Origin of the sequence: Kitasatospora sp. NPDC127067, assembly GCF_042724755.1 — a bacterium.
Classification (GTDB): Bacteria; Actinomycetota; Actinomycetes; order Streptomycetales; family Streptomycetaceae; genus Kitasatospora; species Kitasatospora lactacystinica.
The window spans coordinates 41,440-60,946 of the sequence record NZ_JBHXEM010000044.1 but is presented as its reverse complement, the minus strand read 5'-3'; the positions used below and the strand labels follow the sequence as shown (position 1 = coordinate 60,946).

Genomic DNA, 19,507 nt, shown 5'->3' with positions numbered 1-19,507 from the left:
GCGCCGGGTGGACCTGAGTCCGCCCGGGGCCGGCCGTCGGCCGTTCCCGGCTCCCCGGCTCCCCGGCGCCGGGCATCAGGGGCCGGGTGCCGGGTGTCAGGGGTCGGGCGTCGGGGTCAGGCGTCGGCGTCGGTGGAGGAGCGCACCACCAGCTGCGGGGCGAAGCGCTCCACGCGCTCCGTCCGTTCGCGGGCGGGGGCCTGAAGGAGGGTCAGGGCGCGTTCGGCCATGGCGGTGAGCGGGTGGCGGATGGAGGTGATGGGCGGGTCGAGGAGTTCGAGCATCTCGGTGTCGTCGAAGCCGGTGACGGCGATCCGCCCGGGGACGGGGACCGCCGAGCGCTGCAGCGTGCTGACGAGGCCGACCGCGAGGACGTCCGCGCCGCAGACGACGGCGTCGATCCCGGTGTGCCGCTCGGCGATGCGCCGGCCCGCGGTGCGGCCGGCGTCGGTGGTGAAGCTGGGCAGCAGGACGGTGGTGGCGTCGGCGCCGCGGGCCTCGGTGAAGGCGGCGAGGCGTTCCGCGCCGGAGGAGGAGGCCTGGTCGGCGGCGACCAGGGCGATCCGGTGGCGGCCGAGGCCTTCGAGGTGGTCGAGGAGCAGTCGCATCGCGGCGGTGTTGTCGAGGGTGACGGCCACCGTGCCGGAGCCGGTGGCCCAGCGGTCGAAGAGAACGACGGGGGTGCGTTCGGCGGCGGCCCGGACGGCGGGGCCGGAGGCGCCGGCGGAGACGGGGACGACGAGCAGTCCGTCGACCCGGCCGCCGAGCAGGGTCTCGATCTGCTCGGCCTCGACGGCGGTGTCGTTGGCGGCGTCGGAGACCACCAACTGCCCTCCGGCGGCGCGGACTTGCTGGGCGAGCGCGTCGGCGAGCTGGACGAAGTAGGGGTTGGCGAGCGAGGGGACGACCACGCCGATGGTGCCCGTGGTGCCGGTGCGCAGCGCCCGCGCGGAGTGGTTGAGGCGGTAGCCGAGGCGCTGGGCGGCCTCCTCGACGCGGCGGGCGAGTTCGGGGTCGACGTTGCGCGGGGTGCCGGCCAGGACGCGTGAGGCGGTCGCGCGGGAGACGCCCGCGGCCGCGGCCACGTCGAGGAGTCGGGGCGCAGTCACGTGGGGCGGTCCTTCGCGGTCGGAGAGGGCTCGGCTGAGCTGGCGCAATGCGCAGCACGAGGGTACTTGACGGTTTCCGGGGGCTGGTCCACAGTGTGGGAGATCGATCTCCCAAGGAGTGCGGATGCCGCTCATCACCGTCGTCGGTTCGATCAACCGCGACCTCGTCCTGACCGTCGGGGACCTGCCGCGACCCGGCGAGACCGTGCTCGCGCGGGGCTTCGTGGAGGGCGTCGGCGGCAAGGGCGCCAACCAGGCCGTCGCGGCCGCCCGGCTCGGCTCGCGGGTGCGTCTGGTCGCCCGGGTCGGTACGGACGCCGCCCCCATCCTGCGGGCGCTCGCCGCCGAAGGGGTGGACGTCGGGGCGGTGCGCCCGGCACCGGAGAGCACCACCGGGATCGCCTCCGTGGTGGTCGACCGGGCCGGCGAGAACACCATCGTGGTCAACCCGGGCGCCAACGCCGCGCTGACGGTCGCGGACCTGCCGCAGCGGCTGGCCCGTTCGGCCGGCGAGGTGGTCCTGGTGCAGCACGAGATCGCCGCCGAGGTGGTCGCCGCCGCCGTGCTGCGGGCCCGGGAACAGGGCGGCACGGTCGTCCTCAACCCGGCGCCGGCCCGGCCGGTCGCCCCGGAGGTGCTGTCCGCCGTCGACGTCCTGGTGCCCAACCTCGGTGAACTCGCCGCCCTGCTCGGCGCGGAGCCGCCGGCCGGCCCGGACGGCGCGCGCGAGCTGCTGGAACGGGCCGCGCTGCCCTGCCGGGCGGTCGTGGTGACGCTCGGCGCGGACGGGGCGCTGGTCAAACAGCCCGGCCGCCCGGCCGTGCACCTGCCGGCCCCCGTCGTGGACGCCGTCGACACCGTCGGCGCCGGCGACACCTTCTGCGGGGCCCTCGCCGACTCCCTCGCCCGGGGCACCGACCTGCTCGCCGCCGCCCGACGCGCCGTCCGCGCCGCCTCATTGGCCGTGACCGGACTCGGCGCCCAGTCCTCCATGCCGTCCGCGGCGCAGCTCGACGCGGACGCCGCGGTCCTCGACGCCCCCACCGTCCCCGCGGCATCCTGACGGACCCCGCCGTCCCCCTGTTCCCCCCGCGTTCCCCCGTGCTGTGACGGACCCCAGGTCCCCCCACCCCCCGCATCACCAGTTCAACGGAGAACACCCCATGCGCAACCTCAAGCTCGGCCTGTTCGAGAACGCCCAGACCAACGCGAGCGGCACCGCCACCTGGCGCCACCCCGACAGCCGCCGGCACCTGTTCGACACCCTCGGGTACTGGCGCGAGATCGCGCAGGTCTGCGAGGACGCCAAGCTCGACTTCCTGTTCCTGGCCGACGCCTGGGGCTGGTCGGAGATCGACGGGGTGCGCCCGCCGATCGCCACCGAGGAGACCCTGGACCTGCCGCGCCTGGACCCGTTCGTGATCGCCTCGGCGCTGCTGGCGAGCACCACCGACCTGGGGCTGGTGGTGACCGGCTCGGTGCTGGTGGAGCCGCCGTACGCCTTCGCCCGCCGGCTGGCCACCCTGGACCAGCTGTCCGGCGGCCGGCTCGGCTGGAACATCGTGACCACGGGCACCGCCGACACCGCGGTCAAGGCCTTCGGCATGGACATGGTGGCGCACGACGACCGGTACAAGATGGCCGAGGACTTCCTCGACCTGGTCTACAAGTACTGGGAGGGCGCCTGGGAGCCGGACGCCCTGGAGAAGGACAAGGCCGGCCGCTTCGCCGACCCGGCCAAGGTGCACCCGGTCGAGCACGAGGGCCCGTACTTCCGCTCGCACGGCTACGGCAACACCGCCCGCTCCCCGCAGGGCACCCCGGTGCTGTTCCAGGCCGGCGCCTCCCCGGCCGGGCGGCGGGTCGGCGGGCGGCACGGCGAGTGCATGTTCGTCGGCAGCGGCTCGGTGCGGCAGCTCGCCGGGCACACCGCGGCGATCCGCGAGGAGGCCGTACGGGCGGGCCGCCGCGCCGACGAGGTCAAGGTGATGTCGGCGTTCTCCTGCGTGGTCGGCGCCACCACCGCGGACGCCGAGCGCCGCTGGCAGCGCGTCCTGGACGCCCAGCGCCCGGAGGTCACCGTCGCCAGCTACGCCATGTTCACCGGCCTCGACCTGTCCTCGTACGCGCCGGACACCCCGATGTCGGAGCTGTCCACCGAGATGTCGCAGACCCAGGTCGCCCGGTTCGCCGGCCGGACCGTCGGCGACGTGCTCGCCGACTGGCACACCCACGGCGTCGGCGCCCGCCCGGTGGTCGGCACCGCCGAGGAGATCGCCGACGAGATCTGCGCCCTGGCGCAGGGCGCCGACCTGGACGGCTTCCTGCTCTCGCCGACCGTCCAGCCGGCCTCCACCACGGAGTTCGTCGAGTCGGTGCTGCCGATCCTGCGCGCCCGCGGCGTCTTCCGCGGCGAGTACGCGGACGGCGAGTCGCTGCGCGAGCGGCTCACCGGCGCGTCCGACCGGGCCCTGCCGGCCAGCCACCCGGCCGCACAGTACCGGCACTGAACCACACTCGCGACGAGAGGACGGCGACGACCATGGTCACTCCCGCCCACCACCCGAACCCGCCCGCCGCCGCGTCCGCGCAGCCGCCGACCGCGGGGCGGCCGCACACGGAGCAGCCGACCGGGGCGGAGCCCGACGCCGCGGCGCTGCGCCAGGCGTTCGGGGCCTACCCGACCGGAGTGGTCGCGCTCGGCGCGCTGCGCGACGGCGAACCGGTCGGGCTCGCGGTGAGCTCCTTCGTGTCGATCTCGCTGGAGCCGCCGATGGTCGCGGTCAGCGTGGCCCGCACCTCGACCACCTGGCCCAGGCTGACACAGGCACCGGAGCTCGGGCTGAGCGTGCTCAGCCACGGTCAGGGTGCGCTCTGCCGGCGGCTCGCCTCCCGCGAGGGCGACCGCTTCGACGGCACCGGGTGGCAGGCCACGCCGGAGGGCGCGGTGCTGATCCACGACGCGGCGCTGTGGCTGACCGCCCGGGTGAGCGCGGTGTACGACGGCGGCGACCACGAGATCGTCCTGATGGAGCTGCTCACCGTCGAACTGTTCCCCGGGGTGGAGCCGCTGGTCTTCCACACCAGCCAGTTCCGAGAGCTCACCCCCCATGGCTGACGCTCCGACGACCCCCCTGTCCGGCACCGTGGTGCACGGTGCCGGCCGGGGGCGGGGGCTGGGCTTCCCCACCGCCAACATCGCCGCCGAGCCCGGCACACCCGTCCCTCCGCCGGCTATCTACAGCGGCTGGCTGGCCCGCCGCGCGACCGGCACCGTGCACCGCGCGACGATCAGCATCGGCACCAACCCCACCTTCTGCGACACCTCCGAGATCCACACCGAGGTGTACTGCCACGACGCCCCGGGCGACCTGTACGGCGAGCGCGTCGACCTGTGGTTCGTCGCCCGCATCCGGGACACCGAGAGGTTCGCCTCCGTCGACGAGCTGCTGCTCGCCGCCCGGGAGGACGTCCGCCGCTCCGAGGCCCTGCTGGACTCCGCGCACGGACGGCACGTCCTGGCCGGCCTCTCCTGACCCACCGGCACGGCCGTTCCCCCTTCCCGATCCACCGGCATCACGCTTCCCCCTCCCGATCCACCGGCACCGCCCTCACCCGCCGGCGCGCACACCCGCTCCCCACGCGGCCGCGCGCCCTGCGCCCCGAGCCCGGTCGGCCCCGCACCCCCCGCTTCGGCGGGGCCGACCGCCCCTTCCCCCACCTCGCTCCGCACGAACAAAGGTGTGAGTCATGAGCGCGTTCCACTGGTTGAACGAGCAGTTCGACTTCTTCGGTCTCCCCGTCTACTGGTCCGACTTCCTGGGCAACATCCTGGCGCTCGCCACCGTCTGGCTGGCCCTGCGGCGGTCCCTGGTGGCCTGGCCGGTGCAGATCCTCGGCTCGGTGCTGCTGCTGATCGCCAGCCTGAACGTGCACCTCGGCGGCAACGCCGCCCGACAGATCGTGATCATCGTCTCGGCGTCCTGGGGCTGGGCGACCTGGAAGCGCAGCCGCGAGCAGGAAGGCACCATCAACGTCCGCTGGGCGTCGGGGCGGGAACGCGCCGTGCTGATCGCCGCGATGGTGGCGGGGACGGCCGCGTTCGGCGCGGTGCTGAAGGGGACGGACGCCTCGTTCTACCCCGGAGCGCCGTGGTGGATGGTCCTCGCGGACGCCTGGATCTTCGTCGGCTCGATCCTCGCCATGTACAGCCAGGCCCGCCGCTACGTGGAGTTCTGGTTCGTCTGGCTGGCCGTCGACCTGGTGGGCGTGCCGCTCGCCGTCCACTCCGAGCTGTACTTCTCCGGCATCGTCTACGGGATCTTCTTCGTGATGGTGCTGCTCGGCATCCGCGACTGGGCGTCCCGCAGCAAGCCGCAGGAGATCGCCTCGCCGCTGGAGCCCGCCGTCCTGGTGGAGAGCAGGGTCGAGGGCCGGGACGACGCCCGCCCGGGCGGCTCCGCCCCGCGGGTCGGGGCCGCCGACTGACCGTCGGACCACCGCACCACACCGCACCGCGCCGCACCCCGCCCCGTCCGCGGGCCGGCCCCACCCCGGGGCCGGCCCGCGCCGGCTTCCGGAGGCCGGCACGCCGCCCGTGGCCGGAGGCCGGAGCCGCGGCGGTGCGCGGGGCGGGAATCGCCCCGCCGAACGGAAGGCGCGGGCCGCCGGGTTCAGACCGGGCGCGGGCGGATCGAACCCCGGAGGGTGCGCCGTCCGTGCTACCGGTGAGGACGGTCGGCAGCCGGCCCGGAGCACGGACGAGGGAGGACAGCGATGGCCTGGTACCAGGGGTCGAGCCGGATCACGGTGACGGCGGTGGAGGGAAGGTTTCCGCAGCGGGCGGTGGTGACCGTCCGGGGCGTCGCTCCGGTGGAGATCCCCTGCGAGGTCGGCGCCGTCCACCACGTCGAGGCGGAGCGCTGGCAGCTCGACCTGGAGCACCGGGACCAGGGCGAGTGGTGCCCCAACATCCGTGCGGTGCAAGGGCGGTGGCAGGAGATCCGGGGCGTGCTGACGCAGGTCGTGCACAGCCGCAACCGCGACCTGGCCGGCGACCGGCAGGACCGCAACCTGGTGCTGCGGATCGAGCGGGTCGCGCCGGCCGGTGACGACCCGTCGGTCGCCCCCGCCGCCCCGGCCGCGCGCCGCACCACCGCGGCGCACCTCGCTCCGGCGGTCCCGGCCGGCTCGGCGCCGCGCACCTCGGCCGGACCGGCGAGCGGCACCACGAGCACCACCGGCGACTCGTCGCCGGGCGTGCGGACGACCACCTCGGGCGCCGGGGCGGACTTCCTGCGGCCCGCCGCCGCCCCGGGCGGCCGGGTCACCGGCACGGGAGGCGCGAGCCGGACGACCGGCACCTCCGGGACGACGACCACGGCGGGCTCCTGGAACGGCTGACCGGGCCGGTCACGGCCGCAGGGACAGGTCCGCTCGATTCTCCGAGTGGTCAGGGACGTTCCCGATGGTGCGTCAGCCGGTTCACTCGCCCTCGGTGAACGCCTCGCGCAGCCGGGCCTCCTCGTCCGCGGAGAGGTTGGTCTCCAGGAGCTCGGCGTGCAGGCCCTCGAACGCCGACCTGACCGGGTCGAGCACGGCGTCGGAGCTGAGCACGAACAGGGCCGAGGTGCCGGGGGTGACCTTCTCCCGCAGCCGTTTGACGAAGTCCTCGTCGATGCCGACGTGGGCGAGGTGGCCTCCCAGCGCGCCGCCGGCCGCGCCCAGGGCCGCGCCGAGCACGGGCACGAAGAACACCATTCCGAGGAGGAAGCCCCAGAAGGCGCCGCCCACGGCGCCCATGCCGGTCATGTCGCTCAGATGGCGGGTCTTCGGCTTCCTGGCCCCTTCCGGCCAGGTGACCACCGCTCCGTCCTGGACCTTGATCAGCTCCTGGCGCCCCAGCCTCCTCAGTGTGGCGAGCGCATCGTCGGCTCCGTTCGCGGTGGGAAAGCGCCATACCGTCAGGGTCGCCATCACGGCCTCCGATCGCGGGGGTACTGCACCGGCAGCCCCATCGTCGGCACGGGCCGCGGGCGCTGCCACACGCGGACGCCGGACGGGCGAACCGGCCGCGAGCGTCCCGGCCGGCCGCCCCGGTCGGCCGGCGCGGGTGGGCCCGCCCCGGAAGGGCACCGTCGGATTGACACGGCCGACCGGCGGCCACAGCGTGGCAGGTAGCACTCTTCCGTGCTGGTCGGTCCCGGTCCGCGCCGCGTCGAGGACGCCTGCGCGGACGGGACGCACGGCAGGCCTCCTGATGCCCGCCGGACCCGAGAGGAGCTGGTACAGGCGATGTCGGACGGACGGACGGCCAGGCGCGTTGCGAAGTTCATCAAGCCGCTGCGGGTGAAACCGGGGTCGCGGGTGGACCTCGCGGAGGACTTCGACCCCCGGTACAAGGCGGGCATGAAGAAGCGCGAGGGCGTCGAACTGCTGCGCACCGGCGTGTCGCTGCTCTCGGAGTACCAGGCCCGGCTGGCGGCCCAGGACACCTACGGCGTGCTGCTCTGCCTCCAGGCGCTCGACGCCGGCGGCAAGGACGGAACGATCCGTCACGTCATGAGCGGGGTGAACCCGCAGGGCGTCCACGTGAGCAGCTTCAAGGTGCCCTCCACGGAGGAGCTCGACCACGACTTCCTGTGGCGGTACGCGCAGCGGCTCCCGGCGCGCGGGGACATCGGGATCTTCAACCGTTCGCACTACGAGGAGGTCCTCGTGGTGCGCGTCCACCCGGAGAACCTCGACCGGCAGAAGCTGCCGGAGGAGGCGAAGGGCCCCGGGGTCTGGCACCGCCGGTACCGGGAGATCAACGACTGGGAGCGCTACCTCACCGACAACGGGTTCAAGGTGGTGAAGATCTTCCTGAACCTCTCCAAGGAGGAGCAGCGCAAGCGCTTCCTGGCGCGGATCGACCTGCCCGAGAAGAACTGGAAGTTCTCCGAGGCGGACATCCGCGAGCGCGAGCGCTGGGACGACTACCAGGAGGCGTTCTCCGACATGCTGTCGGCCACGAGCACGCCGTGGGCGCCCTGGTACGTCGTACCGGCCGACCGCAAGTGGTTCGCGCGCATCTGCGCGGCGGCGGTGCTCGCGCACACGTTGATCGGGATCGATCCGCAGTTCCCCACGGTCGACGAGCGGATCCGCAAGGACCTGCGCACGGCCAAGCGCCTGCTGGAGGCGGAGGCCCCCCGGGGCGGCCGCACGTGATCCGGCGGTGCGCGTGATCCGTTCGCGCGTGGCCCGTCCGTGTCGACGTGTCGGACCGACCGACGTCCAAGGGGGGACGTTCCCGGATCCCGAGGAGTGAGGAATGGCGGAGCAGGCTGGGCCGTCCGGCCCGCAGGAGTCCCCGGACCCGTGGTACGCGCGACCTCCCCACGAGGTCGCGTCCTCGCTCGGGGTGGACCCGGCGACCGGGCTCAGCGCCGCCCGGGCGGCCGAACTGCTCGCCGCGAACGGGCCGAACGCGTTGCCCGAGGAGAAGTCGAGGCCCGACTGGCTGCGCTTCCTCGACCAGTACTGCAGCTACATGCAGATCATCCTGCTGGCGGCGGCGGTGGTCTCCCTGGCGATCAAGGAGTGGACCACCGGGATCCTGCTGATCGTCCTGACGCTGCTCAACGCCGTGGTCGGCCTGCGGCAGGAGGGCAAGGCCGAGAGCGCGATGAACGCGCTGAGGTCGATGATGAAGGCCACCGCGCGGGTGCGGCGGGACGGGACGGAGGCGCAGATCCCGGCCGAACAGCTGGTCGTGGGCGACGTGGTGCTCGTCAGGGCGGGCGACGAGGTCCCGGCGGACGGACGGATCGTCGAGGCCAGCGCGCTGCAGATCGACGAGTCGGCGCTGACCGGCGAGAGCGTTCCCGCCGCCAAGGACACCGGCACCCTGCCGGCCGGGGCGCTGGGCCCGGGCGACCAGACCAACATGGCGTTCATGGACACCCCGGTCACCCACGGCAGCGGACTGCTCGTCATCACCGCGACGGGCTCCGGCACCGAACTGGGCAAGATCTCCGGAATGCTGTCGGCCACCGAGAAGGAGCAGTCGCCGCTCACCAGGGAGCTGAACACACTGACGCTCTGGATCGCGGCGGCGGCCGGCCTGACCATGGTCGTGATGTTCGCGCTCGGCCGCAGCCGCGACCAGGCGTGGGACGCCCTCTTCGTCAGCGCGGTCTCGCTGGCCATCGCGGCGATCCCGGAGGCGCTGCCGACGGTCAGCCAGGTCATCCTCTCCGTCGGCAGCCTCAACCTGGCCAAGCGGCACGCGATCGTCAAGGAACTGCCGTCCGTCGAGACCCTCGGTTTCCCTCGGCCATCAACTCCGACAAGACCGGCACCCTCACGATGAACCAGATGACGGTCGTCGAGGTGCTCACCCCCGCCGACCGCTACACCGTCTCCGGCACCGGCTACCGCCTCGACGGGCGGATCCACCACGCCGCGGGCTCCGCCCCGAGCATCGAGGACGCCGTCCTGCCCCACCTGGTCGCCAACGACGCGAAACTGGTCGACGGCCAGGTCGTCGGCGACCCGACCGAGGGCGCGCTGCTCGTCCTCTGCCACAAGGCCGGGCTGGACATCGAGGCCACCCGGGAGCGCTTCCCCCGGCTCGCCACACTGCCGTTCGACCCCACCTACAAGCTGATGGCCAGCTTCAACGAGGCGAAGGACGCGGACGGCCGGGCGGTGGTGCGGTGCTTCGTCAAGGGCGCGGCCCCCGCCGTCATGGCCCGGGCCTCCTCGGCCGACTCGAACGGCGTGGTCGTCCCCTGGGACGCGGAGCTCGGCGGACGCGCCCGGGCGCAGACCGAGCGGATGGGCGGCGAAGGGCTGCGGGTGATGGCCGGGGCCGTCCGCGACCTGGACCCGGCGGACTTCGACCCGGACGGCGACCTGCTGGCGTTCGTCGAGGACCTGCGGATGACCAGCCTGGTGGCCATGGTCGACCCGCCGCGCGAGGAGTCACGGGCCGCGATCGCCAGCGCGCAGGCCGCCCACATCCGGGTCCGCATGGTGACGGGCGACGACGTCACCACCGGAGCGGCCATCGCCCGTCAACTCGGCATCGACGGGGAGGCCGTCCTCGGCGCCGACTTCGCCGCCCTGCCGGAGCACGAGCGGCTGTCCCGGATCGACGGCATCGGCGTCCTCGGCCGGGTCGCACCCGAGCACAAGGTGCTGCTCGCCGCCACGCTCAAGCGGAAGGGCGACGTGGTCGCCATGACCGGCGACGGCGTCAACGACGCGCCGGCGATCAAGGCCGCCGACATCGGCATCGCCATGGGCAGCGGCACCGACGCGGCGAAGAACGCGAGCCGCATGGTCCTCGCCGACGACAACTTCGCCACCATCGTGTACGCCGTCGAGGAGGGCCGGAAGCTCTACGACAACCTCACCAAGTACATCCGGTTCGTCCTGGTGCTGCTGGTGACGTTCGTGCTGACCTTCCTCGGCGCCGCGCTCCTGAACATCGCCGCCGGCGAGCCGTTCACCCCGGCGCAGGTCCTGTGGGTCCACTTCGTGGTCAACGCCCCCTTCGGCTTCGCCCTGGGCTTCGACCAGGAGAGCCCCGGCCTGATGCGGCGCACCCCGCGCCCGCGCGGCGAGACGGTGCTGACCGGGCCCGTGATGATCACCGTCGGGCTCGCCGGGCTGGCCGTCACGGTCGCCCTGCTCGGGCTGACCAAGCTGGGCGAGGCCCACTACCACAGCGCGCGGACCGGCAACTCGATCGCGTTCACCGCCTTCGCGCTCTGCCTGATCGTGGCGGCCTACGAATGCCGCAGCGAGCGCGGCTCCGCACTGACCGTCAGCACCTTCGACAGCAAGCAGATGAACAGGGCGGCCCTCGGCGAGTTCGCCCTGGCGGTGCTGGTCACCCAGATGGACGCGTTCCACCGCCTCCTCGGAACCACCGACATCACCGCCCGGCAGTTCGGCTGGGCCCTGCTGGCCGCCCTCGCGCTCCTGCTGCTGTGGGAACTGGGCAAGTTCGTCGCCCGCAGCGTGTCCGGCGCCGGCGGCGGGGCAGCCGCCCGCGGCGCCGCGACGGCCGGCTCCCGTCCGTGACGGCGTTCCGGAGCCCCTGAGGAGATCCATGGCCGCCGGTACTCCCCCCGGGCGACGACGGCACCGCGTCGTGCCGGCCCTGCCGGGACTCACGGTGCTCCGCTCCTACCGGCGCGACTGGCTGCGCGGCGACCTGGTGGCCGGTGCCACGGTGGTGGCCTACCTGGTGCCCCAGGTCATGGCGTACGGGAGCGTGGCGGGGCTGCCGCCGGTCACCGGGCTGTGGGCGATCCTGCCCGCGATCGTGCTGTACGCCCTGGTCGGCTCGTCCCGGCTGCTGTCGGTCGGGCCCGAGTCGACCACGGCGCTGATGACCGCCACCGTGATCGGCCCGCTGGCCGGCGGCGACACCGCCCGCTACGCCGTCCTGGCCGCGAGCCTGGCCGTGGTGGTCGGCCTGCTGTGCGTGCTGGCCTGGCTGGCCAGGCTCGGCTTCGTCGCCGACCTGCTCTCCCGACCGGTGCTGATCGGCTACCTCGCGGGCGTGGCACTGATCATGATCGTGGACCAGCTGTCCAAACTCACCGGGATCGACGTGCGGGGAGAGGGGTTCTTCCCGCAGCTGACGTCGTTCGCCTCGAACCTCACCGAGGCCCACCTGCCGACGGTCGCCTTCAGCGCCGCCACCCTGCTCTTCCTCCTCCTGGCGGCCCGCTTCCTCCCGCGCCTGCCCGGCCCGCTGCTGGCCGTCGTGCTCGGCACCGCGGTCTCGGCCGCGTTCTCGCTCAAGGACCACGGCCTCGCCGTGATCGGCGAGATCCCGGCCGGGCTGCCCCGTCCCGTGCTGCCGGACCTCACCGAGCTGAACCGGCTGCTGCTGCCGGCACTGGGGATCCTCCTGGTCGGCTACACCGACTTCATCCTCACCGCGCGCGCCTTCGAAGGATCGGGGCAGGAGCGGCGGCTGGACGCCAACCAGGAACTGCTGGGCCTCGGCGCGGTCAACCTCGGCGCGGGCTTCTTCCAGGGCTTCCCGGTGAGCAGCAGCGCCAGCCGTACCGCGCTCGCCGAGTCGGCCGGAGGACGCACCCAGCTGTACGCGCTCACGGCCGGCCTCGGCGTGGTCGCCGTGCTGCTGTTCCTCAGCCCGTTGCTGCACGACACCCCGGACGCCGTACTCGGGGCCCTGGTCGTGTTCGCCGCACTCCGGATGATCGACCTCGCCGGTTTCCGCCGGCTGGCCTCCTTCCGGAGCCGTGAACTGCTGCTGGCGCTCGGATGCATGGCCGGCGTGCTGAGCCTGGACATCCTCTACGGCGTCCTGGTCGCGGTGGGACTGTCGGTGATCGAGCTGCTCAGCCGGGTCGCGCGGCCGCACGACGCGGTGCTCGGCCTGGTGCCGGGCGTGGCCGGGATGCACGACGTCGACGACTACCCCGAGGCGCGGACCGTCCCCGGCCTGCTCGTCTACCGCTACGACTCCCCGCTGTTCTTCGCCAACGCGGAGAACCTGCGGCGCCGGGCGCTCGCCGCCCTGGCCGAACAGCCGGAGACGGTGCGGTGGTTCGTCCTCAACACCGAGGCGAACGTCGAGGTGGACATCACCGCGCTGGACTCGCTGGACGCCCTGCGCCTCGAACTCGAAGCCCGCGGCATCGTGTTCGCCCTGGCCCGGGTCAAGCAGGACCTGCGCGACGAACTCGACGCCTACGGCCTGAGCACCTCCGTCGGCGCCGACCGGATCTTCCCCACCCTGCCCACGGCGGTGGCCGCCTACCGCACCTGGGCCCGGGGCGACGGCTGATCGGCCGGCGCCGTCCGCCCCGTCCGCCCCGTCGCGCCCGGAGCGGCGCCCGGAAAGCGCCGTCGGTCGCGGCCGAACTTCGCCTCCCCGTACGTCGTCGTGGTGGCCGCCGGGAGACACGGGCTCGGCGTGCGCAGTGACCGGGACTCCGAATTCGCTACGGTGAACACCGTTGCCGCGTCACCGGGTTACCGCGTGACGGAGTGGCCACGTCACCGACCGCAGGGGTTGCAAGGTGCATGAACTGATCCTCCGTCACGCAGCGGAACGCGGGGCCAGGACCGCCTTCGCCGATGCCGACGGCACGGTGGACTACGGCGAACTCGCCCGCCGCACCGCCCGGGTGGCGGGCAACCTGCGGGTCGGGCGCGGCGGCCGGGTGGCGCTGTGCCTGGCCGGCGGGGTGCCCGCCGTCACGGCCACCCTCGGGGTCGCCCGCGCGGCCGCGGTCGGCGTTCTGCTCGACCCGCGAAGCGGCGAGGACGACCTCCGGTTCCGGGTGGCGGACAGCGGCGCCGAGCTGGTGGTCACCGACCGCGCGCACCTGGCGCGGGTCCGGCGGGTGGCCGGCGCCCGCGTGGTGACCGTCGACGAGCTGCTCGGGGCCACCCGTACGCCGCCGCGGGACGACCTCGGACCGGACGAGCCCGCCTGGCTGCACTACACGTCGGGGACCGGCGGGGACCCGAAGGGCGTGCTGTCGGCGCAGCGGGCCTGGCTGCGGTCGGCCGATCTCGCCTACCGGGGACTGCTGGGCATGTCCGGCGACGACCACCTGCTCTGGCCGCTGCCGCTGTTCCACGCGTTCGGGCACTCGATGTGCGTGGTGGGCGTGCTGGCCCTGGGCGCGAGTGCCTACGTGATGGACCGTTTCACCGCGGACCTGGCGGCCGCCCTGCTGCGCCGGACGCCGTTCACGGCCCTGGGCGGCGTCCCGACGGTCTTCACCCAGCTCCTGGACGCCGGGGCGCCGCTGCCGCCGCGCTGCCTGTCCGCCGGCGCCCCGCTGCCGGAGGAGCTGCGGGCCCGGTTCCGCCGTACGTTCGGGCGCGAGCTGCACGACGGCTACGGCAGCACGGAGGCGTCCGGGAAGATCGCCGTCGACGGCGTCGTGCTGCCCGGGATCGACACCCGGTTCGTCGACGGCGAGCTCCGGTTGCGGATGCCCGGCGCCGACGGGTGGCACGCGACCGGGGACCTCGGCCACGAGGAGGGCGGCCGACTGGTGGTGACCGGGCGGGCGAGCGACGTGATCATCCGGGGCGGCGAGAACGTCCACCCGGCCGAGATCGAGCAGATCGTGGCCCGCTGCCCCGGCATCCGGGAGGTGGCCGTGGCGGGAGAGCCCGACGCGGTGCTCGGCGAGGTGCCGGTCGCCTACGTGGTGGGCGACGCGGATCCGGCGGCGCTCCTGGCCTTCTGCCGCGGCCTGCTGCCACCGCACCGGGTGCCGCAGGAGATCCGCCCCGTCAGCCGGATCCCGCAGACCTCCTCGGGCAAACCGGCGCGGCGGCGGCTGCGCCACCAGTACCTGCTCGACGTGGTCCGGCGGGCGACCGCGGGGATCACCGGCCGGTCGCCCGGGGCGGACCAGCCGTTCGCCGAAGCCGGCCTGGACTCGCTCGGCACCGTACGGCTGCGGGACCGGCTGGGCGCGGACCTGGGCGTCGCCCTGCCGCCGTCCCTGGTGTTCGACCACCCCACGCCCCGCGCGGTGGCCGACTACCTCACGGGCGCGGCCGCCGGCCCGCCACCGCCCGCCCGCGGGGCCACGGCCACCGAGCCGGTCGCGATCGTGGGCATGGCCTGCCGCTACCCCGGCGGGATCAGCAGCCCCGAGGACCTCTGGCGCGTGGTCGCCGCCGGCCAGGACACGATCACGGAGTTCCCCACCGACCGGGGCTGGCCCCTGGACGACCTGTTCCACCCCGACCCCGACCACATCGGCACCAGCTACGTCACCCGCGGCGGCTTCCTCAAGGACGCGGCCGACTTCGACGCGGCGTTCTTCCGCATGTCGCCGCGCGAGGCCCTGGCCACCGACCCGCAGCAGCGACTGCTGCTGGAGACGGCCTGGGAGGCGTTCGAACGGACGGGCATCGCGCCCGAATCGCTGCGCGGCAGCAACACCGGCGTCTTCGTCGGCCTGATGTACAACGACTACGCCGGCCGCTTCCGGGGCAGCGCCCACCAGCTCCAGGCGCAGCTCGCCCTGGGCGCGGCGGGCAGCGTGGCCTCGGGGCGGATCGCCTACAACCTGGGGCTGCACGGCCCGGCGCTCACCCTGGACACCGCCTGCTCCTCCTCGCTGGTCGCCATGCACCTCGCGGCGGACGCCCTGCGCGACGGCCGGTGCGACCTGGCCCTGGCGGGCGGCGCGACCGTCATGGCCACGCCGGACAGCTTCGTCGTGTTCAGCCGGCAGCGCGGCCTGGCCCCGGACGGACGGGTCAAGCCGTTCTCCGCCGCCGCCGACGGCACCGCCTGGTCGGAGGGGGTGGGACTGCTGGTCCTGGAGCGGGTGTCCGACGCGCTGCGCAACGGTCACCCGATCCTGGCCCTGCTGCGCGGCTCCGCGGTCAACCAGGACGGGGCGTCGAACGGCCTCACGGCGCCCAGCGGCCCCGCCCAGGCGGCCGTGATCCAGCAGGCGCTGGCCGATGCCGGGTTGACCGGCGCCGACGTGGACGTGGTCGAGGCCCACGGAACCGGCACCGCCCTGGGCGACCCGATCGAGGCGGCCGCGCTGCTCGCCACCTACGGCCAGGACCGGGACCGGTCGGCGCCGCTCCTGGTCGGTACGGTCAAGTCCAACCTCGGGCACACCCAGGCGGCCGCCGGGGTCGCCGGCGTGATCAAGACCGTGATGGCGATGCGGCACCGCACCGTGCCCGCCACGCTGCACGTCGACGAGCCCAGCCCGCACGTCGACTGGTCCGCCGGGGCCGTCCGCCTGGTCACCGGGCCGACGCCCTGGCCGACGGGCCGGCCGGCGTCCCGGCCGACGCGGAACCGTCCGCGCCGGGCCGCGGTGTCGGCCTTCGGGATCTCGGGGACCAACGCGCATGTGATCGTCGAGGAGTACGAGCAGCTGCGCGTGGCGTTCCTGTTCCCCGGGCAGGGGGCGCAGCAGCGCGGGACGACCCGGGACCTGGCGGCCGAGTACCCGGTGTTCGCCGCCGCGTTCGAGGAGGTGCGCGCCCAGCTGGATCCGGTGCTGAACACGGCACCGGACCCGGCGCACCGGACGGACCTCGCCCGGGCGGCCCTGTTCGCCCACGAGGTGGCGCTGTTCCGCCTGTTGGAGTCCTGGGGGTACCGCCCGGACGCGCTGATCGGGCACGGCGCCGGGCAGATCGCGGCGGCTCACGTGGCCGGAGTCCTGTCCCTGCCCGATGCGGCGAGGCTGCTCACCGCCGGTGGGCCGGAGGAGTTCGCGGAGACGGCACGGAGCCTGACGTACCGCCCGCCGCTCATTCCGGTCATCGGCGCCCGCCCGGACGATCCGGAGCACTGGGTGCGGCGCCGGCACGAGACGGTCGGCCTCGCCGAGCAGGTGGCCGCGGTCGACGGCGTCACCCTCGTCGACCTGGGCCCGGGCGTCGGGGACTTGGAGGGCGTGGAGGGCATCGAGGGCGTCATCCCCACCACCGACCCCGAGCGGACGGCGGCCCGGCTGCGGGGCACCCGCGCCTTCCAGCGCCGGCGCTACTGGCTCGACCGCGCCGCCGAGCACCCCCTGATCGAGTCGACCGTCGTCGTGCCCGGTTCCGGGGAGGTGGTGTGCACCGCCGACCTCACCCCCGTGTGGCTGCTCGACCACGTCGTCGACGGAACGGCGGTCGTGCCCGCCACGGCGATCCTGGAACTGGTGCTGTACGCGGGGGAACGGGCCGGCTGCGGCACCGTCGACGACCTGGTCCTGCACACGGTGATGCGCCTGCCGGAGACCCGGCGCGCCGAGATCGTCGTACGTCCCGGGACCGGCGGCGTACGGCCGTTCGAGGTGCACGCCAACGGCGTCCTCTGCGCCAGCGGCCGGCTGGACTCCCGCCCCGCGCCGCCGGTGGACATCGGCCCGTGGCCCCCGCCGGACGCCGAGGAGCTCGACGTCGACCACGCCGAGTACGGACCGGCGTTCCGCGGGCTGTCCAGGGTGTGGCGCCGCGGCGACGACCTCTTCGGCGAGGTGCGCGGGGACTTCCCGGACGCGGGGCGCTTCGCGCTCCACCCCGCCCTGCTCGACGCGGCGCTGCACCCGGCGCGGCTGCTCGGCGGGGGAGTGCCGTTCGCCCTGTGCGGGGTGCACCTGCTGGCGCGGGGGGCCACGGGGCTGCGGGTCCGCATCCGCGACGGGCGGATCGCCGTCGCCGACCACGAGGGCCGGCCGGTGGCCTGCGTCGAATCAATCACCGTGCGCGCGCTCGGACCCCGTTCGACGAGCACCCCTGCGGCCGACACCGGTCCGCTCGGTACCCGCTCGACCGGACCGCGTCCGACCGGCCACCCCGTGCCGGGGGCCGGCCGGGGCGCGCTGTTCCGCCCGGAGTGGCAGCGGACTCCGGGCCGGCCGCGCGGTCGGGTCCACGAGGTGCGGCCCGGCGACGCCCCCGCCGCCCTGGCGCTCGCACTGCGGGAACTGCAGGCCGACCACGAGCACCTCACCGTCCTGGTACGGCCGGGAGATCCGGCGGGAGCGGCGGTGGCCGGCCTGGTGCGGGTCGCGCAGACGGAGCACCCGGGCCGGTTCACCCTGGCCGAACTCGGCGACGGGCAGACCGACACGGTGGCCGAACGCGCGAACCTGGTCCCCGTGCCGGGCGGCACCTTCACCTGGCGCGGCACCGTCCTGGTCACCGGCGGCGGCGCACTGGGCCGGGAGGTCGCCGAGCACCTGCGGGGCAGGGGAGTGCGCGTCGTCGTCGCCGGCCGCAGCGGCGAGACGCGCCTGGACGTCACCGACCGGGCGGCGCTGGCCGCACTGGTCGACTCCATCGAGGACCTGCGGGCCGTCGTGCACACCGCCGGAGTGCTCGACGACGGCATCCTGACGTCGATGACCCCGGCCCGCCTGGCGACGGTGTGGCGCCCCAAGGCCGAAGCCGCCTGGCAGCTGCACGAGTTGACCGCGCACCGGGACCTGGACGCCTTCGTGCTGTTCTCCTCGGCGTCCGGTGTGCTCGGCCACGCCGGGCAGGCCAACTACGCGGCGGCCAACAGCTCTCTCGACGAACTCGCCCGACACCGGCGGCGGTTGGGACTCCCCGCGCTCTCCCTGGCCTGGGGGCCCTGGACGATCGGCATGATGGCCGACCGGACGGCCGCCGGCCTGCTGCCCCTCGCGCCCGCCGAGGGCCTGGCACTCCTGGAGGCGGCACTGGGCACCGACGAACCCGTCCTGGTACCGATCGCCTTCGACCACCCGAACCGTCCGACCGAGCCCGCCTACCCCAACCAGCCCCACCACCCGCACCGTCCGGAACCGCGGAGCACACCGGAACCGACCCCGCCGGCCGGCACGCTGGAGATGGTGCGCGCCGAGGTCGCCGCCGTCCTCAGCTACCCGGACGTGGACCCGGACACCCCGATCCCCGACCTCGGCTTCGACTCGCTGACCTCCATCGAACTGCGCAACCGACTGGAGGCACGGACCGGCCTGCGCCTTCCCGCCACGGTGGTGTTCGACGCCGCCACCCCAAGGGCCCTCGCCGAGCAGCTGCGCCCACCGCCGGCCCCGGGGACGCTCACCTTCCTGTACCGCAAACTGTGCGAGCTGGGCCGGCCCCGGGAGGCCATGCACCTGCTCGTCTCCGCCTCCTGGGCGCTGCCGTCGGCGGCGACCCTCCCGTCCGTCGCCCCGCAGCGGCTCAGCGCCGGCGAAGGCCCGGCCGTCGTCTGCTTCCCCGCCCTCACCTCTCCCCCCGGGGAGTACGCCCTCCTCGCCCGGCACCTGCCCGGCCTGTGGCTGCTCCCGCACCCGGGGTACGACGGCGGTCCCGTCCCCGAGGACGTGGAGAGCCTCGTCCGGACCCACGCCGCCTCGATCGGGCGACTCGACCGCCCGGTCGTGCTCCTGGGCCGCTCCTCCGGCGGGCTGGTCGCCCAGGCCGTCGCGGAACGCGTCGGCGCCGAGGCGGTGGTCCTGCTCGACACCCTCCCCGTCCGCGACGAGGGCCGACTCGCCGAACTGGCCGTCCGCAGCGCGACCAGGCTCGACGAGCCCGCCCTCGCCGCCATGGGCGCCTACGCCCGCATCTTCCTCGACCGCCAGGAGCCGGAGCCGACCGTCCCGACCCTGCACCTGCGCGCCGGCGACGTGCCGGGCGACCACTACTCCATCCTCGACGAACACGTGGGCACGACGGCGAAGGCCGTCCGGGAGTGGCTCGCCCGGACCCTGCCGACCGAGCCGGAATGACCGGACGCCGGTCGGCGTGCAGCCCCGGACCGAGCCGACCCGAGCAGAACCGGACCGGACCGACCCGGACCCGGCCCGGACCGGCCCGGCCCGCCGGCCGGCGCACCGCCGTGAAAAACCGGATGCCCGGGCCGCGCCCGTCGGGCACAATCGGCGCCG

Annotated in this window: 13 protein-coding genes; 11 read left to right on the top strand and 2 right to left on the bottom strand. The window is 74.5% G+C overall.

Annotated features, from left to right (window positions below; genetic code table 11):
• Positions 1–116 precede the first annotated feature (116 nt).
• Complete coding sequence (locus tag ACFWJ4_RS19390; protein ID WP_359898436.1) at positions 117–1,109, bottom strand: LacI family DNA-binding transcriptional regulator; 993 nt, start codon at positions 1,107–1,109, stop codon at positions 117–119.
• Positions 1,110–1,233: 124 nt separating this feature from the next.
• Here ACFWJ4_RS19390 and ACFWJ4_RS19385 point away from each other — a divergent pair, with 124 nt between their 5' ends.
• The 6 genes from ACFWJ4_RS19385 to ACFWJ4_RS19360 all read left to right on the top strand — a co-directional run bounded on the left by ACFWJ4_RS19385 (position 1,234) and on the right by ACFWJ4_RS19360 (position 6,512).
• Positions 1,234–2,172: a ribokinase gene (locus ACFWJ4_RS19385; protein WP_380545463.1), complete on the top strand. Its 939-nt coding sequence runs from the start codon at positions 1,234–1,236 to the stop codon at positions 2,170–2,172.
• A gap of 100 nt (positions 2,173–2,272) precedes the next feature.
• Complete coding sequence (locus ACFWJ4_RS19380; RefSeq protein WP_380545461.1) at positions 2,273–3,619, top strand: NtaA/DmoA family FMN-dependent monooxygenase; 1,347 nt, start codon at positions 2,273–2,275, stop codon at positions 3,617–3,619.
• 32 nt (positions 3,620–3,651) lie between these two features.
• The gene (locus ACFWJ4_RS19375; RefSeq protein ID WP_380545459.1) at positions 3,652–4,227 is read left to right on the top strand and encodes a flavin reductase family protein; all 576 of its coding nucleotides are present in this window, start codon (positions 3,652–3,654) and stop codon (positions 4,225–4,227) included.
• Positions 4,220–4,645: a riboflavin kinase gene (locus ACFWJ4_RS19370; protein ID WP_380545458.1), complete on the top strand. Its 426-nt coding sequence runs from the start codon at positions 4,220–4,222 to the stop codon at positions 4,643–4,645. Before ACFWJ4_RS19375 ends, ACFWJ4_RS19370 begins: the two co-directional genes overlap by 8 nt.
• A gap of 214 nt (positions 4,646–4,859) precedes the next feature.
• Positions 4,860–5,597 carry a nicotinamide riboside transporter PnuC gene (locus ACFWJ4_RS19365; RefSeq protein ID WP_380545456.1) on the top strand — a complete coding sequence of 246 codons (738 nt, stop codon included), beginning with the start codon at positions 4,860–4,862 and terminating at the stop codon, positions 5,595–5,597.
• 288 nt (positions 5,598–5,885) lie between these two features.
• The gene (locus ACFWJ4_RS19360) at positions 5,886–6,512 is read left to right on the top strand and encodes a hypothetical protein (RefSeq protein ID WP_380545454.1); all 627 of its coding nucleotides are present in this window, start codon (positions 5,886–5,888) and stop codon (positions 6,510–6,512) included.
• Between the two features lie 81 nt (positions 6,513–6,593).
• Here the strand turns inward: ACFWJ4_RS19360 and ACFWJ4_RS19355 are convergent, their stop codons facing one another.
• On the bottom strand, positions 6,594–7,085 hold the full coding sequence (locus ACFWJ4_RS19355) for a DUF1269 domain-containing protein (protein WP_380545452.1): 492 nt from the start codon (positions 7,083–7,085) through the stop codon (positions 6,594–6,596).
• A gap of 318 nt (positions 7,086–7,403) precedes the next feature.
• Between ACFWJ4_RS19355 and ACFWJ4_RS19350 the strand changes: the two genes are divergently transcribed.
• The 5 genes from ACFWJ4_RS19350 (at position 7,404) to ACFWJ4_RS19330 (ending at position 19,348) form a co-directional block, all read left to right on the top strand.
• A complete protein-coding gene (locus ACFWJ4_RS19350) occupies positions 7,404–8,321 on the top strand; it encodes a polyphosphate kinase 2 family protein (RefSeq protein ID WP_380545450.1) in 918 nt (305 codons plus the stop codon).
• Between the two features lie 103 nt (positions 8,322–8,424).
• On the top strand, positions 8,425–9,465 hold the full coding sequence (locus ACFWJ4_RS19345; protein ID WP_380545448.1) for an HAD-IC family P-type ATPase: 1,041 nt from the start codon (positions 8,425–8,427) through the stop codon (positions 9,463–9,465).
• Positions 9,466–9,470: 5 nt separating this feature from the next.
• The gene (locus ACFWJ4_RS19340) at positions 9,471–11,186 is read left to right on the top strand and encodes an HAD-IC family P-type ATPase (RefSeq protein WP_380545446.1); all 1,716 of its coding nucleotides are present in this window, start codon (positions 9,471–9,473) and stop codon (positions 11,184–11,186) included.
• 28 nt (positions 11,187–11,214) lie between these two features.
• Positions 11,215–12,930, top strand: a complete 1,716-nt coding sequence (locus ACFWJ4_RS19335) for a SulP family inorganic anion transporter (protein ID WP_380545444.1) — start codon at positions 11,215–11,217, stop codon at positions 12,928–12,930.
• Between the two features lie 235 nt (positions 12,931–13,165).
• Positions 13,166–19,348 carry a beta-ketoacyl synthase N-terminal-like domain-containing protein gene (locus ACFWJ4_RS19330; RefSeq protein ID WP_380545442.1) on the top strand — a complete coding sequence of 2,061 codons (6,183 nt, stop codon included), beginning with the start codon at positions 13,166–13,168 and terminating at the stop codon, positions 19,346–19,348.
• The last annotated feature ends 159 nt before the right edge of the window (positions 19,349–19,507 follow it).